Raw genomic sequence first — 15,704 nt, 5'->3', positions numbered from 1 at the left:
GGATCAGGAGGCCGCCATGGATGTCACCATCACCGGACGCAACGTTGGGATCCCGGATCGTTTCGAGGATTACGTCAGCGAGAAGGCCGAGAAGGTCGAGCACCTCGCACCGCGCGCACTCGCCCTCGAGATCAAGCTCGTGCGTCATCACGAGAGCCGCGGTGCTGCCGACGGCGATCGCATCGAATTGACGCTCATCGGCCCCGGACCGATCGTGCGCGCCGAGGCCGGCGCCGCCGACAAGTACGCCGCCTTCGACCTCGCCTACGACAAGCTCGTCGAGCGCATCCGCCAGGCGAAGGACCGCAAGAAGGTGCACCGCGGTCAGCGTCGTCCCACCTCGTTGCGTGAGGCCGCCGCCGACGGCTTCAGCGTCGTCGACGTCGTGCCCGCGACGGCCGAGGTGATCGAGAAGGTCGCCACGGGCTCCGTTCCGGTGGTGGAGGAGGAGGCGAGCGACGACTGGAGCCCCGTCGTCATCCGTGAGAAGGAGTTCCCCGCCGAGCTCATGACGGCCGAGGAGGCCGTCGACCGCATGGAGCTCGTCGGGCACGACTTCTTCCTCTTCATCGACGCCCGTACCGACAAGCCCAGCGTCGTGTATCGCCGCAAGGGCTGGGACTACGGCGTCATCAAGCTCGACACGGAGGTGGCGGCGCTCGCGCACGCCACAGCGGGCTGATTTCGAGACGCGGCTGCGCCGCTCCTCAATCAGCGGCACCCCGCGCTGGTTGAGGAGCCCGCGCAGCGGGCGTCTCGAAACCCCCACGGCTCACCGCCTTCCCAGGCCCGAGACGACTAGGCTGTCCAGGTCAAGGGCGCTCCCGCGTGCCCGGAACCCGGACAGGAGGCCATTCGTGGCGAACGTTCTCGAGAAGGCTCTGCGCTTCGGCGAGGGGCGCACCCTGCGCCGACTGGCGTCGTACGCATCTGCGATCAACGAGTTGGAAGACGCCTTCTCGGAGCTGAGCGACGAGGAGCTGCGCCACGAGACCGTGGAGTTCCGCGAGCGGTACGCGAACGGCGAGACGCTCGACGACCTGCTGCCGGAGGCGTTCGCCGCGGTGCGCGAGGCGGCCAAGCGCACGCTCGGCCTGCGGCACTTCGACGTGCAGCTCATGGGTGGTGCGGCGCTGCATCTCGGCAACATCGCCGAGATGAAGACCGGTGAAGGTAAGACGCTCGTGGCCACCACGGCCGCCTACCTGAACGCCATCCCGGCCCGCGGCGTGCACGTCGTCACGGTGAACGACTACCTCGCGAGCTACCAGTCCGAGCTCATGGGTCGCGTGTTCCGCGCCCTCGGGATGACCACGGGCTGCATCCTCTCCGGGCAGAGCCCCGCCGAGCGTCGCGAGCAGTACGGCGCCGACATCACCTACGGCACCAACAACGAGTTCGGCTTCGACTACCTGCGCGACAACATGGCGTGGCAGGCATCCGACATGGTGCAGCGCGGCCACTTCTTCGCGATCGTCGACGAGGTCGACTCGATCCTCATCGACGAGGCCCGTACGCCGCTCATCATCTCGGGCCCGTCGTCGGGCGAGGCCAACCGCTGGTTCAGCGAGTTCGCCAACATCGCCAAGCGCCTTCAGGAGGGCACCGACTACGAGGTCGACGAGAAGAAGCGCACGGTCGGTGTGCTCGAGCCCGGCATCGAGAAGGTCGAGGACTACCTCGGCATCGAGAACCTCTACGAGTCGGCGAACACGCCGCTGATCTCCTTCCTCAACAACTCCATCAAGGCGCGCGCGCTCTTCAAGCGCGACAAGGACTACGTCGTGATGAACGGCGAGGTGCTCATCGTCGACGAGCACACGGGCCGCATCCTGCAGGGTCGCCGCTACAACGAGGGCATCCACCAGGCCATCGAGGCGAAGGAGGGTGCAGATCAAGGCGGAGAACCAGACCCTCGCGACCGTCACGCTGCAGAACTACTTCCGCCTGTACCAGAAGCTCTCGGGCATGACCGGTACCGCCGAGACCGAGGCGGCCGAGTTCATGTCGACCTACAAGCTCGGCGTCGTGCCCATCCCGACCAACAAGCCCATGATCCGCAAGGACCAGGCCGACCTCATCTACAAGAACGAGCAGGTCAAGTTCGAGCAGGTCGTCGAGGACATCGTCGAGCGCCACCGCACCGGCCAGCCCGTGCTCGTCGGCACGACGAGCGTCGAGAAGAGCGAGTACCTGTCGCGGATGCTGGCGAAGCGCGGCGTGAAGCACGAGGTGCTGAACGCGAAGAACCACGCGCGCGAGGCATCCATCGTGGCTCAGGCCGGGCGCCTCGGTGCCGTCACCGTCGCCACCAACATGGCCGGACGTGGAACCGACGTCATGCTCGGCGGCAACGCGGAGTTCCTCGCGGTCGCCGAGATGAACAACCGCGGACTGAGCCCCGTCGACACTCCCGACGAGTACGAGAAGGAGTGGGACGCGGTCTTCGCGGCCGTCAAGGAGCGCGTCGAGGTCGAGGCCGCGAAGGTGCGCGACGCGGGCGGGCTCTACGTGCTCGGCACCGAGCGTCACGAGTCCCGCCGCATCGACAACCAGCTGCGCGGGCGCTCGGGACGTCAGGGCGACCCGGGCGAGAGCCGCTTCTACCTCTCGCTGCAGGACGACCTCATGCGCCTGTTCAACACGGGCGCCGCCGAGATGCTCATGCGGGGGCGCCCGACGATCTGCCGATCGAGTCGAAGGCCGTCTCGCGTGCCATCCGCTCCGCCCAGTCGCAGGTCGAGGCGCGCAACGCCGAGATCCGCAAGAACGTGCTCAAGTACGACGACGTGCTCAACCGCCAGCGCGAGGCGATCTACTCCGACCGCCGTCACATCCTCGAGGGCGACGACCTGCACGATCGCGTGCAGAAGTTCCTCACGGATGTGGTGAGCGAGGTCGTCGACGAGCACACCGCGTCGTCGACGAGCGACGAGTGGGACCTCGACGCCCTGTGGGCCGAGCTCAAGACCCTCTACCCCGTGTCGATCACGATCGACGAGGTGCTCTCGGAGGCCGGCTCGAAGGGCAGCCTGCGGGTGAAAGCGCTCAAGGAGGAGGTGCTGTCGGATGCGCGCATCGCCTACCAGCGCCGCGAGGACGAGCTGGGTTCCCCGCCATGCGCGAGCTCGAGCGCCGCGTCGTGCTCTCGGTGATCGACCGCCGCTGGCGCGACCACCTGTACGAGATGGACTACCTCAAGGACGGCATCGGTCTGCGCGCGATGGCGCAGCGCGACCCGCTCGTCGAGTACCAGCGTGAGGGCTTCTCGCTCTACCAGTCGATGATGGAGGCGATCCGCGAAGAGACGGTCGGCTTCCTCTACAACCTCGAGGTCGAGGTGACGAGCGGCGACGGTCAGGCCCGTGTGGCGGCCAAGGGGCTCGGTGCCTCGACGGCTCCGCAGCAGGGGCTCAGCTACTCGGCGCCGAGCGACGACGTCTCAGGCGGGGTCGAGGTGCGCAACCAGCGCGGCCAGGTCGAGCGCGCCGCCACGGCGCGCGCGCAGCAGGCGGCGGCACGCCAGGCGCAGGGCCAGGCCCAGCAGGGCGGCGGCGAGCGCGGTGCCTTCGGGCAGCGCGTCGACGGCGACGGAGCCGGCCAGCAGGCTCCTCAACCGTGCCCAGCGGCGAGCGCAGGAGCGTCGCGGCCGCTGAGGCCACTGGTGGGGGTCCGGCGGGCCGGCGCTACAGCACGTGGATCGAGGTGGCGCGCCACCGTCGGTCGAGTCCTCGAGCCGGATCGCGACGGCGCGCGTGCGCATCCGGCTGTGCACGATGATGACCGCCTCGACGACGCCGTCGCGCGGTTCGCACACCGTCACATTGCCGAGCGTGATGACGGGTCGCGTCGCGGGGCGCCGCGCGGCCTGACGCGCCTGCGCCGACACCACGACGCGCTTGAGCAGCTTCGTGTAGACGCTGTCGTCGACCCAGCGGGCGATCTGCTCGAGATCGCGGGCGCCCGCGATGATCTCGATGACGCAGCGCGTGAGATTCTCGAGCAGCGGCCGGGGATCGGGTAACTCGCCCGCCGAGGCCGGCTGACGACCGAAGAGGTCGTCGCTCGGCAGATATGGGGAGTGCTCGAACTGTGCCGTCGATTCTCGCCGTCTCACTGGCGCGCATCGCCATCCCTTCCGCCGCCGCGCATCCGGCCGCCCCGTCTGCCCCCGTAACGGGGGACGCCGATCACCTTGGCATATGAATACTTTTCGTGTCGAGATGTCGGAGCAGCCTGTGGAGAACTATGACGGCGGATGACGCACGCCGGTTACGGTCGCCTCGTGCGCTGGGATGAGCTGTTCGCCGACCTCGAGGGACGACTCGAGCATGAGCTCGACGTCGAGCGTCAGGAGCTCGCCGCCGAAGAGGAGCGGCTGCGGCTCGGGCGTATCGGCCTGCGCGATCGGATCATGGCGATGGCACGCGCCGGAGCAGCGGTCGGCCTCATCCTCGCCGACGGCGAGACGCTCGCACTGCGGGTGGAGTCGTCGGGCCGGGACTGGATCGCGGGCGAGGTGACCGTGGGCGCCGCTCGGCACGCCGTGGTCGTGCCCGTCGCCGCGATCGTGGGGGTGACGCCGGAACGCGATCAGCTCGAGCTCGGGCTGCGCCCGCCGCCGAGCGAGGCCCTGCCCGACCTGTCGAGCAGGTTGGGGCTCGCCTTCGTGCTGCGCGATCTCTGCCGTCGCCGGGCCGGCATCGAGCTGCGCACCCGCACCGGCACCGTCACGGGCACCATCGACCGCGTCGCCCGCGACCACCTGGATCTCGCCGAGCACGAGCCCGGCGAGCCGCGCCGCGATCGCGTCGTGCGTCGGATCCGCCTCGTGCCCTTCGACGCGATCGTGCGCGTGCGCGCGTAGCCGGCGTTCGCGCACGTCGGCCGATCGGCCGAGCGCGGCGGATCGTGTGGGGATGAGGGTGTCGGCACCCGATCGGCCGAGCGCGGCGGATCGTGTGGGGGTTGAGGGTGTCGGCACTCGATCGGCCGGGCGTTCGCGCACGGCCGGCCGATCGGCCGAGCGCGGCGGATTATCGCCGCGCCAAGAGAATCAGACGAACAGCTCGGGCAGATCGGTGAACTCGGCCTGGTTCCAGAGGCCCTTCCGTCGGGCCTCCTCGTAGCGGGCGGCGATGTAGGCCTCGAGGACGTGGCGTTCGATGCGCCACTGGCCGTGCTCGCCGAGCTTGATGGCGGGCAGCTCACCGCTGCGCACGAGGGCGTACGCCTGACCGGCCGAGATGTTGAGGATCTCGGCGGTGTCGGCGATGGTCAGAAAGCGACCGAGGCCCGAGGTGGCATCCGCTGTCATGCCCCGATTATGCGTCGTGGGCGCGCGCCATGGCCCCGTTTCGGGGGCCCTGTGGATAACTCTCCCGCGCCGGGGGCGCCTCGGTGCACGATGGGCGGGCCGCGAGGCGCGGCGGAAGGGGAGGGGCACGTGGCATCCCTCACGACATCCGGGCGACGACGCCGCACGATCGACGTGCGCCTGCTCATCGGACTCGCACTCGTGGCCGCATCGGTGGTCGGCGTGGTCGCGCTCGTCGGCGCGGTCGACGCCCGCACGACGGTCTACGCGGCGGCCTCGGCGCTCAGCCCCGGCGATCGCATCGACCGCGACGACCTCGTGGAGCGCGAGGTCTCGCTCGACGGCGCCGACGGTCTCTACCTCGGCGTCGACGAGCTTCCCGCCGACGGCCTCATCGTCGTGCATCCCGTGCATGACGGTGAGCTGCTGCCGCGCACCGCCGTGGGGGATGCGTCGGGCATCCGCTCGACGGCGCTCGTGCTCGAGCTCACCGCCCCGCCGAGCTCGGCCGTGCGTGCGGGCGCGGTGGTCGATGTCTGGGCCTCTCCCGCGGATGCCGAGGGTCGCGGCTTCGGCGCCCCCGTCGTGCTCGTTCCGGATGCGGTGGTCGTGCGCGTCGTGGAGGACGACGGTCTCGTGTCGTCCGGTGGCAGCGCGATCGAGGTGCTCGTGCCGCGCAGCCGGGTGGCCCGCGTGCTGCAGGCCCAGGCCGCGGGAGACGCGCTCGCCGTGGTGCCCGCAGGCCTCGCGCTGGGCGGCTGAGATGCGGGTAGCCCTCGCCCTGCCTCTCGACGCCGAGCAGCACCTCGCCGATACTGCCGGCTATCACGGTCACGAGGTGCTCATCCGCTGCTCGGGGGCGACGAGCTCGCGGTGCGGCTCCCGCAGCTCGCGGTCGAGCTCGTGGTCGTGCAGGCCACCCCCGAGCACCTCACCTCGCGCCTCGTCGAGACGGCTGATGCGCTCGGCATCCGGATGCTCGTGGTCGCCGACGACGAGGAGCAGCACCGCCACGCCGCGCGCGCGGGCATCGTGGATGCCGTCGGGGGTCCGGCCGGCTGGGGGCTGCTCGAGGGGAGGCCGCGCCGCCCGCGCCGCCTGCAGAGCACGAGCAGGCCGCACCCGCTCTCGCGCTCGCGCAGCCCCGTCGCGCCGCCACCGTGGTCGCGGTGTGGGGCCCGCACGGCGCGCCGGGGCGCACGAGCCTCGCGATCGCGCTCGCCGCCGAGTTCGCCGCAGCAGGTCTGCGCACCGTACTGGCCGACGCCGACACCCACGCGGCATCCGTCGCCCCCGCCCTCGGCCTGCTGGACGAGGCGCCCGGCTTCGCGGCGGCGTGCCGGCTGGCCGGTATCGGCGGGCTCGACGACGCCCAGCTCGAACGGCTCGCGGTCACGCCGCGCGGGCTGCGGCATCCGTTCCGAGTGCTCACGGGCATCGGCCGGCCGGCGCGCTGGCCCGAGCTCGGCCCCGAGCGGGTGGCGGGCGCGATCTCGGCCATTCGACAGTGGTGCGAGGTGCTCGTGGTCGATGTCGCGGCGAGCCTCGAGCAAGACGACGAACTCGCGAGCGACCTGGCGGCACCGCGGCGGAATGCCGCGGGCGTCGAGGCGCTGCGCACCGCCGACCGTATCGTCGCGGTCGCCTCGGCCGATCCCGTCGGCATCCCGCGTTTCCTGCGCGACCACGCCGAGTTGCTCGACCTCGTGCAGCCCGATCCCGAAGGCGTCACGGTCGTCGTCAACAAGCTGCGGCAGGGCGCGATCGGGCTCAACCCGGCGGGACAGGTGCGCCAGACGCTCGCCCGCTTCGGTGGCATCGATCGTCCGGCTTTCGTGCCATGGGATGCCGCCGCGTTTGATGCGGCGCTGCTCGGCGCGCGCCCGCTCGCGGATGCCGCCCCGCGTTCGCCCGCCCGCACGGCGGTGCGCGAGCTGGCGGCGATGCTCGTGCCGACGGGTGCGGATGCGGGCGCGCGCCGCCGCCGGGCGAGGGAGCCGACGAGCGGCGGCTAGCCTAAGGGAATGTCCACGCTCTCCGAGCTGATGCTCGCGCACGGTCTCTCGAACGAGGCCGATGTCGAGTGGTTGCACCTGCTCGTGGCCGACGGCCAGCTGATCGCCGATCTCGCCTTCGCCGACATCGTGCTGTGGGTGCCCACCCCTGCGGGCACCTTCGTGGCGGTCGCGCACTCGCGGCCGTCGTCGGCCGCCACCCTCTTCTACCGCGACTTCGTCGGCCAGGAGATCAAGCCCGAGTGGCGCGACCAGGTGCAGCAGGCCTTCGACGAGGTGCGCATCGTCGACACCTCGGCCCCCGACTGGTACGAGGAGACCCCCACCCGGGTGCGTGCGGTGCCCGTGCTGCGGCGCCTCAGCCCGAGCGGCAGCGAGACGACGACGACCCCCATCGCGGTGCTCACCCGCCACTCGAACCTCTCCGAGGCGCGCACCCCCGGGCGCCAGGAACTGACCTTCAACCAGTGCGCCGACGACCTCTTCGGCATGATCGCGCACGGCGACTTCCCCGATCTCGGGGCACCGACGCTGCCGCGTCGCGGGGCGCCGCGCGCCTCGGACGGACTCATCCGGCTCGACGTCGACGGCATCGTCACCTTCGCTAGCCCCAATGCGCTCTCGGCGTTCAACCGCATGGGCTTCGGCAGCGAACTCGAGGGGAGTCGCTCGCCGAGGTCGCCACGAACCTGCTCTCGGGCAAGCTCACGGTCGACGAGTCGTTGCCGCTCGTCGTCACCGGCCGCGCCCCTGGCGCACCGACATCGAGGCGCGCGGGGTCACCGTGACGCTGCGCGCCATCCCGCTGCGTCACCGCGGGGAGCGCGTGGGGGCGATCGTACTCATCCGGGATGTCACCGAGTCGCGCCACCAGGAGCAGGAGCTGATCACCAAGGATGCGACGATCCGCGAGATCCACCACCGGGTGAAGAACAACCTGCAGACCGTCGCCTCGCTGCTGCGCATCCAGAGCCGTCGCACGCACAACGACGTGGCGCGCGACGCCCTCACCCAGGCGATGCGCCGGGTGGCCGCGATCGCCGTCGTTCACGACACCCTCTCGGAGGGGCTCAACCAGAACGTCGACTTCGACACGGTGTTCGACCGCGTGCTGCTGCTCGTGGCGGAGGTCGCCTCGAGCCACAACACGACGGTCATGCCGCGCAAGTCCGGATCCTTCGGCACCCTGCCGTCGGAGTACGCGACCCCGCTCGCACTCGCGCTCACCGAGCTCGTCACGAACGCCGTCGAGCACGGGCTCGCCGATCGCGACGGCGAGGTGGTGATCTCGGCCAAGCGCAAGCACGACCTGCTCTCGGTGCGCGTGCGCGACAACGGCACGGGGCTGCCCGAGGGCAAGGTCGGAGCCGGCCTCGGCACGCAGATCGTGCGCACCCTCATCCAGGGCGAGCTCGGCGGCACGATCGACTGGCACACCCTCGAGGGCGAGGGCACCGAGGTCACCATCGAGGTGCCGCTGCTCTACCTGACGCACCCCGCGTGACGCACCCCGCCGACGCCACGAGCCTGACGCACCCCGCCTGACGCCACGAGCCTGACGCCGCGCCGCATCCGCCGCCCTCTCGCGCCCGGGCCGCACCCGGCCGCACCCGGAGGCTGTGTCGAAAATGCAGGAGAACCCGGGCGTGTCGGAGGCGGGAGGGCCGGAGCGCGGCGGTTCGGGGTCGACGACTCCTGCATTTTCGACACTGGGGGGCGAGGGATGCGGCGCGAAGATCGACGGGGCGCGGCACGGGGAGCTCTGCCCACCGGCCACGTCGGGCACTGCGGTTAGGGTTGAGGGCCGGGCGTTCCTCGTCCCCGATGGAGGTCATACATGAACCCAGCGCCCACTGAGCCGACGCCCGACCAGCTGCAGCAGGCCCACGAGGTGATCGCACGGATCACGGAGGCCTACTCGGCGCGCATCGTGGGCCAGGATCGTCTCCGCACGAGCCTCCTGATCGCCCTCATCGCGGGCGGCCACGTGCTGCTCGAGAGCGTTCCGGGGCTCGCCAAGACGACCGCCGCATCCACCCTGGCCGACACGATCGACGGCACCTTCAAACGCATCCAGTGCACCCCCGACCTGCTGCCGAGCGACATCACCGGCACCCAGATCTACGACGCCCAGACCGGCACCTTCCGCACGGTGCTGGGCCCCGTGCACGCCAACGTCGTGCTGCTGGACGAGATCAACCGGTCGAGCGCGAAGGCCCAGTCGGCGATGCTCGAGGCCATGCAGGAGCGCCAGACCACGATCGGCGGCGAGCTGCACGAGCTGCCCGACCCGTTCATGGTGATCGCCACCCAGAACCCGATCGAGCAGGAGGGCACCTACGAGCTCCCCGAGGCGCAGATGGACCGCTTCCTGCTCAAGGAGATCGTGCAGTACCCGAGCCCGCAGGAGGAGCTCGAGGTGCTCGAACGCCTGGACTCCGGGGTGCTCGCGCCGGGCCAGCACGCGTCGAAGGTCGCGACGATCGCGGATGTGTCGCTGCTGCAGGATGTGGCGGCCGGCATCCATGTGTCGCAGGAGGTGCGCAACTACATCGTGGGCCTCGCCTACGTGACGAGGAACCCCGCGCAGTACATCGGCGACGACAAGGCGCGCTTCATCAAGTACGGCGCGAGCCCGCGTGCGTCGATCGCCTTCCTGCGTGCCTCGCGTGCGTTCGCCCTGCTCAACGGGCGTGATCACGTGGTGCCGGATGACGTGTCGAGTCTGCGCCACGTCGTGCTGCGACACCGCGTGCTGCTGAGCTACGAGGCCGAGGCGGAGGGTGTGCGCAGCGAGGACATCATCGACGCGGTGTTCGGCGTGGTTCCCACCCCTGATCGGCGGCGCTTCGTGGTCGGTCATCTCGCGCCGGTGAAGAGCAAGCTCTTCATCGCCTCGACTCTCAAGTCGGTGCACCCGCTCGACGGCGGTTACGCCTCGCTCGTGCGTGGGCGCAGTTTCGACTTCGAGGACCTGCGCCCCTACGAGCACGGCGACGAGGTGCGCGACATCGACTGGCGGGCGACCGCGCGGGCGGGCGAGCCGATGGTCAAGCGCTCCTACGCCGAACGCCGGCACACGATCCTCTTCGTGGTCGACACGAGCGCCGCCATGCGCGCGCTGGCCCGCGACGAGGGCACCAAGAAGCAGCTCGCGATCCTCACCGTGGGCGCCCTCGCGACGCTCGCCGTGCGGCACGGCGACGACGTGCAGCTCATGTACGCCGACGGCGACCGCCCGACGCGGCTCGCCCCGCGCAGCTCCGAGGGCGGCATCGAACAGCTGCTGCGCACGATGGACGACGCGATCGAGCGAGCGCACCTCGTGAGCGCCCGCGACCTGCTGCTGCATCACGTCGCACAGACGGTCGCGCGACGCATGATCGTGGTGGTCGTCACGGATGAGGAACCGCTCGGGGCGAGCACGGAACGCGAGCTGAAGCGGCTGCGCGCCCAGCACGACGTGCTGTGGGTGACGCTGCGTGACGCGGATCCGGTGCTCGCCACCCCATCCGCTGCTCCCCGGCGCGATGTGGCGAGCCAGTGGGCGGTGCCCGAGTTCCTGCACGGAGACGCCGCGATCGTGGCCGAGCTCGAGGCCGAGCGCGCGGCCGCCGACGCGCGCCGCATCGCGGTGCTCGAACGTCTCGCGGTGAGCCACACGGCGCTCGAGGGCGAGCGCACCGCGATCGCCGACCTGCTCGCGATGCTGCACGGGAGGGCTCATGCCCGGCGATGACGTGCTGTACCCGCCGTTGCAGTACTCGGCGGTCTGGCTGCTGCTCGTGCTGGCGATCCTCGCCGGCCTCGCACTCGCCGGCTGGCTCGTCGTGGTGCTGACGCGCCCGCGGCGGCTCGTGTCGCATCCGAGCGCCGACCCGCAGCTCGTGCTGGGGCAGCTGCGCACCGAGTACCTCGGCGAGATCGACCGGATCGAACAGCAGGCCCGCGACGGACGGCTGGGCGCCAGGCAGGCGCACGCCGCCCTCAGTCGGCTCATGCGCGCCTACGTCAACGAGTACAGCGGCCTCGAGGCCCCCGTGCTGACGCTGCAGGATCTGGTGGCGCAGGGTGTGCACCCTCGCTCATCGACGCGCTCGGCCGCTACTCCTACCCGAGCCTGTTCGGGCGGGGCGCGCCGATCGATCCGGTGCTCGGCGCACAGGCGGCGCGACAGGTGGTGCAGACATGGCACTAGAGCAACCGGTCGCGCTGGGTGTCGTGGCGGCCGTCGCGGTGCTCGCCGTCGTGGCGGGCGTGCTGCTCGGCTGGCGCCGACGCGGAGGCGCGAGCTGGGGTGCGCCCATCGCGCGCGCCGAGCGGGTGCGTGCGCTTCCGAGCGTGCGCCGCGCCGTCGGCCTGCGCATCCTCGGGCTCGCGGGTGTTGTGGCGCTCGCCCTCGGCGGGGTGGCGACGGCCGCGATCGTCGGCGCGCGGCCCATGCAGGAGACGATCGTGCAGCCCGAGAGCCACAGCCGCGACATCATGCTGTGCCTCGATGTGTCGGGGTCGATGACGGATGTCGATGCCGAGGTGCTGCAGGTCTTCAGCAGACTCGCCGAGGATTTCGCGGGCGAGCGCGTCGGGCTCACGATCTTCAACAGCTCACCCGTGCAGATCTTCCCGCTCACCGACGACTACGCCTTCGTGCGCGAGAACCTCGACCGGGTGCGGCAGAGCTTCGACTATCACGAGGCGATCCCCGAGTTCTGGGTGGGCACCCTCAACGCTCCGGGTGCCTCGCTTGTGGGCGACGGCCTCGCGGCGTGCGCGCTGGGCTTCGATCACCCCGATCAGGAGCGCGCGCGCTCGATCATCCTGGCCACCGACAACGAGGTGAACGGCACCGAGACGGTGCCGATCGACCAGGCGGCCGCCTACGCGGCCTCGCTCGGCGTGCGGGTGTTCGCGATCGATCCCACGGATGCCGAGTCCGAGACCGGGGCCGCCTTGCGTGCCGCGGCGGTCACCACCGGCGGCGGCTACTTCGGCTTGCGCGACGCCACGACCGTCGAGGGGATCGTGGCCGAGGTCAAGGCGGAGGACGCCACGATCCTGAAGGGCGAGCCGCGCATCGTGCGCGTCGACGACCCCGGCCCGTGGGTGGTGGTGCTCGTCGTGCTCGCGCTCGCCTTCGCGCTCGTGGCCTGGAGGGTGCGCGCATGACCTTCCACCCGGTGCTCCCCGTGCTGCTCGTCGTCGTGATCGTGCTGCCGTTCGCCGCGCTCGCCGTGTGGCGGCTCGTGCGCGCGCGGGGTGCGGGTTCACGGATGCGGTGGGCGGCTCGCGTGGTGCTCGTGCTCGCGTGCGGTGCGCTGCTGCTGCGCCCCGGCGTGCCGGGCGGCACGGTCGAGACGCTCGCGACGGATGTCGACGTCGTGCTGCTCGTCGACACCACCGCGAGCATCGTCGCCGAGGACTGGGATGGCGACGCGCCTCGCCTCGACGGCGTGCGCGCGGATGTCGAACGCATCGTCGCGAGCTACCCCGGCGCACGCTTCGCGCTCATCACCTTCGATGCCGAGGCCTCGCTGCGCGTTCCGCTCACGACCGACACCACAGCTCTCGCCACCTCGCTCGCGGTGCTGCGCCCCGAGCCCACCGCGAACTCGCGCGGGAGCTCGGTCGGCATCGCCGCCGAGCAGCTCGAGACGACCCTCGAGGCCGCAGCATCCGCGTCGCCCGATCGGGCTCGTATGGTCTTCTACTTCGGTGACGGCGAGCAGACGGCGTCGACCGAGCCGGAGTCGTTCGCGGCCAGCGCGCGGGAGGTCGCGAGCGGTGCGGTGTTCGGCTACGGCACCGACGCCGGGGGCCGATGCGGCAGACCTCGGCCGGCACCGACGGTCCCGGCGACTACATCACCTACCAGGGGAGCGCGCGCTCTCGCGGATCGATCCGCAGAACCTCGAGCAGATCGCGCAGCAACTCGGCGTGGAGTACCAGCACCGTTCGGCGGACGTCCCGATCGAGCTGCCGCCCGCACCGACCACCGTGACGAGCGCGGACGGCTCGGCCGAGTCGATCCGGGAGCTCAGCTGGATCGTGGCGCTCGTCATCGCGGCGCTGCTGGCGATCGAGCTGGTGTTCGCGAGCGCCCTGCTCATGGGCACCGCGCGGGTGCCGCGCGGCCGACGGGGGAGGGCTCGTGACCGATCCGACGACCCTGCTGCGCGTCAACCGGCGACGTCGCCGCGTGCGCCGCATCATCCTCATCGCCGCGACGCCCCTCGCGATCGCCGCGCTCGCGCTGTGCGGCAAGCTGCTGAGCATGTACGCCTTCGCGCACCAGTCGGCCGCCGCCTACGCGGCCGAGGACTTCGCGGGCACCACCCAGGCGGCGCGCGGGCAGCAGGTGCTCAACTGGTTCGAGCCCTACAAGGCACCGTTCAACGTGGGGGTGGGGCTCGCGGATGCCGGAGAGCTGGTGGGTGCGCGCGCCGCGTTCGAGGAGTCCTCGCCCTCGCCCAGGGCCTCGAGCAGTGCGTCGTGCGGGTGAACCTCGCGATCGTGCTCGAGCGCACGGGTGACGCCGCCCTGCGCGCCGGCGATCCGGCGGCCGCGGCGGAGGCCTGGCAGCAGGCGCTCGTCGTCTCGGAGGACGCACCCGAGGACTGCGGCTCGCCGGAGGCAAACAGCACCACCTCGGATCCCGACCGCGACCTCGGCGAGACGATGGACGAGCAGGAGCAGCGACTGCGCGAGAAGCTCGAAGACGGCAGCGGCCAGCAGGAGCAGCCCGACGCCCCCGAGACCCCGGACGCCTCCGACCTCGACGACATCCAGGATCAGCTCGAGCAGGGCGCGCAGGACCGCGACGACCGTGACGACGGTGACCAGGGCGGCGGCGCGGGAACGGATCGGCCGTGGTGAGCCCGCAGCGGGACCGCACCCCTATCTCGGCGGCGCCGACGGAGCCCCGCCGCTTCCGCCGCCGGGCGGCTACCGCGCGGCCCAGCGGGTGCAGACCGTCGTGCCGCCCACCGAGCCGGCTGAGCCGCGGCAGCGTACGGGTGCGCTCGGCTGGAGTGCGCTCGTCGCGGCCTCGGCGTTCGGACTGGTACTGCTGATCATGTGGACCGCCGGTGCGACGCAGGCGATCTACGGGCTCGTCACGCTGACCCTGCAGCTCGCAGTGGTGGTGACGGTCGTCGCGGCGCTGGTGAGTGCACGCAATCGACGTTTCGGTGCCATCGCCGTCACGATCGTGCTGCTCGTCAACATCGGCACGATCGGCGCCGCGAGCGCGCTGGTCTCTCATCCCGGCACCGGGACCACCGATCCGACCGACGATTACTGGGCCGCCTACCCCGGCATCAAGGGTCAGACGGCCGACGAGATCCTCGCGCGCACCTCGCTCGAGAGCACCCAGGAGACCGCGGCCGATGTCATGGCCGAGATCCGGCAGCGCCTCACCGCGCAGTTCGGTTTCGAATGGGTCGAGGGTCGCGGCAGCGACATCCGCGCGGAACGCAACGGCTACGGGGGCGAGTCGATGCTCGTGCAGTACACCTCCGAGCGCTGGTCGACCACGGAGCCGGTGACCGACCACCAGCTCAAGCTCGAGGCGATGCGCGTGATCGACGAGGTGCTCGCCGACTACGGCTTCTATGCGCTCGTGCCGCTCAACGATCCCTCGACGGGGTTCGACCCCGCCTACCTCGAGCGCTTCTACGGCAGCACCGATCCGCGCACCCAGGTGGAGTGGGAGTGGTACAGCGACGATTGGCCGGGGCCGATGCGGTTCTACGCGAACGTGACGGATCTGACCCATGACGACGACGGAGGCTTCCGCACCGCGCGCGAGGGCCAGGTGGCGGGAACCGACGAGCCCCTCGAGGGTCTGCGGATCTCGTTCCTGGTGCCCGAGGTGCTGAGCGAGCACGACGTCGACGAGTTCACCCGTCGGATGGCCGACTACCCAGGCGGTTGAGGAGCCGCTGCAGGCGGCGTCTCGAAACCCTGCGCCCTAGCTGGCGCGGCGCGCGCGCGGCGCGGCGCTTCAGCGCACGACGCTCGTCTTCGCTGAGGCCGCCCCACACGCCCGAGTCCTGGTTGGTCTCAAGGGCGTACTGGAGGCACTGCTCCGAAACCGTGCAGCGACCGCAGACCGTCTTGGCCTTCTCGATCTGGTCGACGGCGGGGCCCGTGTTCCCGACCGGGAAGAACAGCTCCGGGTCGACGGTGAGGCAGGCGGCCTTGTCGCGCCAGTCCATCTTGAGGTGCTCCATTCGTGTTGCTGTTGACGCTTTGCGGACTCGGGTGAGAGATTCCGCGCAGGGCTGAAGAGGGTTCGAATGTGCTGGGGGATTGTGTCGATTCGAACGCACTCACCGCGCTGTGAGCGTCACATCAACCGTCAACACTGTTTC

General features: G+C 70.9%; 12 protein-coding genes and 5 pseudogenes. 13 read left to right on the top strand and 4 right to left on the bottom strand.

Annotated features, from left to right (window positions below):
* Positions 1–16: 16 nt before the first annotated feature.
* Both hpf and secA read left to right on the top strand, forming a co-directional pair.
* The gene (hpf, locus tag QQK29_RS01865; RefSeq protein WP_284297307.1) at positions 17–682 is read left to right on the top strand and encodes a ribosome hibernation-promoting factor, HPF/YfiA family; all 666 of its coding nucleotides are present in this window, start codon (positions 17–19) and stop codon (positions 680–682) included.
* Between the two features lie 175 nt (positions 683–857).
* Positions 858–3,656: pseudogene (secA, locus tag QQK29_RS01860) on the top strand (preprotein translocase subunit SecA).
* 128 nt (positions 3,657–3,784) lie between these two features.
* Here secA and QQK29_RS17650 read toward each other — a convergent pair.
* Positions 3,785–4,117 (bottom strand): annotated as a pseudogene (locus QQK29_RS17650) (Rv3235 family protein); the annotation flags it as partial.
* Between the two features lie 141 nt (positions 4,118–4,258).
* Between QQK29_RS17650 and QQK29_RS01850 the strand changes: the two are divergent.
* Positions 4,259–4,867 carry a hypothetical protein gene (locus QQK29_RS01850; RefSeq protein WP_284297305.1) on the top strand — a complete coding sequence of 203 codons (609 nt, stop codon included), beginning with the start codon at positions 4,259–4,261 and terminating at the stop codon, positions 4,865–4,867.
* A gap of 189 nt (positions 4,868–5,056) precedes the next feature.
* On the opposite strand, the gene QQK29_RS01845 is transcribed toward QQK29_RS01850, so the two are convergent.
* Entirely contained in the window at positions 5,057–5,317 is a 261-nt protein-coding gene (locus tag QQK29_RS01845; RefSeq protein WP_284297303.1) for a helix-turn-helix domain-containing protein, read from the bottom strand.
* A 129-nt stretch (positions 5,318–5,446) separates the two neighbouring features.
* Here QQK29_RS01845 and QQK29_RS01840 point away from each other — a divergent pair, with 129 nt between their 5' ends.
* Positions 5,447–6,079, top strand: coding sequence for a hypothetical protein (locus QQK29_RS01840; protein ID WP_284297301.1), 633 nt, complete (start codon positions 5,447–5,449; stop codon positions 6,077–6,079).
* Positions 6,080–6,148: 69 nt separating this feature from the next.
* On the opposite strand, the gene QQK29_RS01835 is transcribed toward QQK29_RS01840, so the two are convergent.
* Positions 6,149–6,331, bottom strand: a complete 183-nt coding sequence (locus QQK29_RS01835; RefSeq protein ID WP_284297299.1) for a hypothetical protein — start codon at positions 6,329–6,331, stop codon at positions 6,149–6,151.
* Between the two features lie 155 nt (positions 6,332–6,486).
* Between QQK29_RS01835 and QQK29_RS01830 the strand changes: the two genes are divergently transcribed.
* The 9 genes and pseudogenes from QQK29_RS01830 (at position 6,487) to QQK29_RS01790 (ending at position 15,265) form a co-directional block, all read left to right on the top strand.
* Positions 6,487–7,332, top strand: a complete 846-nt coding sequence (locus tag QQK29_RS01830) for a CpaE/TadZ family protein (RefSeq protein WP_284297297.1) — start codon at positions 6,487–6,489, stop codon at positions 7,330–7,332.
* Between the two features lie 9 nt (positions 7,333–7,341).
* Positions 7,342–8,836 (top strand): annotated as a pseudogene (locus tag QQK29_RS01825) (sensor histidine kinase).
* 333 nt (positions 8,837–9,169) lie between these two features.
* A pseudogene (locus tag QQK29_RS01820) lies at positions 9,170–10,168 on the top strand (AAA family ATPase); the annotation flags it as partial.
* Positions 10,145–11,071: a DUF58 domain-containing protein gene (locus QQK29_RS01815; RefSeq protein ID WP_284301878.1), complete on the top strand. Its 927-nt coding sequence runs from the start codon at positions 10,145–10,147 to the stop codon at positions 11,069–11,071. The pseudogene QQK29_RS01820 and the gene QQK29_RS01815, both read left to right, overlap by 24 nt.
* A gap of 449 nt (positions 11,072–11,520) precedes the next feature.
* Positions 11,521–12,498, top strand: coding sequence for a vWA domain-containing protein (locus QQK29_RS01810; RefSeq protein WP_284297295.1), 978 nt, complete (start codon positions 11,521–11,523; stop codon positions 12,496–12,498).
* Positions 12,495–13,484, top strand: coding sequence for a VWA domain-containing protein (locus QQK29_RS01805; RefSeq protein WP_284297294.1), 990 nt, complete (start codon positions 12,495–12,497; stop codon positions 13,482–13,484). The genes QQK29_RS01810 and QQK29_RS01805 overlap by 4 nt, the downstream gene beginning before the upstream one ends.
* Complete coding sequence (locus QQK29_RS01800) at positions 13,481–13,831, top strand: hypothetical protein (protein WP_284297293.1); 351 nt, start codon at positions 13,481–13,483, stop codon at positions 13,829–13,831. The genes QQK29_RS01805 and QQK29_RS01800 overlap by 4 nt, the downstream gene beginning before the upstream one ends.
* Positions 13,822–14,205, top strand: coding sequence for a hypothetical protein (locus QQK29_RS01795; protein ID WP_284297291.1), 384 nt, complete (start codon positions 13,822–13,824; stop codon positions 14,203–14,205). The genes QQK29_RS01800 and QQK29_RS01795 overlap by 10 nt, the downstream gene beginning before the upstream one ends.
* Positions 14,156–15,265, top strand: coding sequence for a hypothetical protein (locus QQK29_RS01790; RefSeq protein ID WP_284297289.1), 1,110 nt, complete (start codon positions 14,156–14,158; stop codon positions 15,263–15,265). Before QQK29_RS01795 ends, QQK29_RS01790 begins: the two co-directional genes overlap by 50 nt.
* Before the next feature lie 43 nt (positions 15,266–15,308).
* Here QQK29_RS01790 and QQK29_RS01785 read toward each other — a convergent pair.
* A pseudogene (locus tag QQK29_RS01785) lies at positions 15,309–15,548 on the bottom strand (WhiB family transcriptional regulator); the annotation flags it as partial.
* Between the last annotated feature and the right edge of the window lie 156 nt (positions 15,549–15,704).

The organism is Homoserinibacter gongjuensis, assembly GCF_030161875.1.
Lineage (GTDB): Bacteria > Actinomycetota > Actinomycetes > Actinomycetales > Microbacteriaceae > Homoserinibacter > Homoserinibacter gongjuensis.
This window is presented reverse-complemented; position numbering and strand designations above follow the sequence as displayed.

Excerpts from the sequence above, each read along its gene's own strand:
- hpf (WP_284297307.1), top strand. The coding sequence starts at position 17 with ATGGATGTCACCATCACCGGACGCAACGTTGGGATCCCGGATCGTTTC.
- QQK29_RS01850 (WP_284297305.1), top strand. The coding sequence starts at position 4,259 with ATGACGCACGCCGGTTACGGTCGCCTCGTGCGCTGGGATGAGCTGTTC.
- QQK29_RS01845 (WP_284297303.1), bottom strand. The coding sequence starts at position 5,317 with ATGACAGCGGATGCCACCTCGGGCCTCGGTCGCTTTCTGACCATCGCC.
- QQK29_RS01810 (WP_284297295.1), top strand. The coding sequence starts at position 11,521 with ATGGCACTAGAGCAACCGGTCGCGCTGGGTGTCGTGGCGGCCGTCGCG.
- QQK29_RS01805 (WP_284297294.1), top strand. The coding sequence starts at position 12,495 with ATGACCTTCCACCCGGTGCTCCCCGTGCTGCTCGTCGTCGTGATCGTG.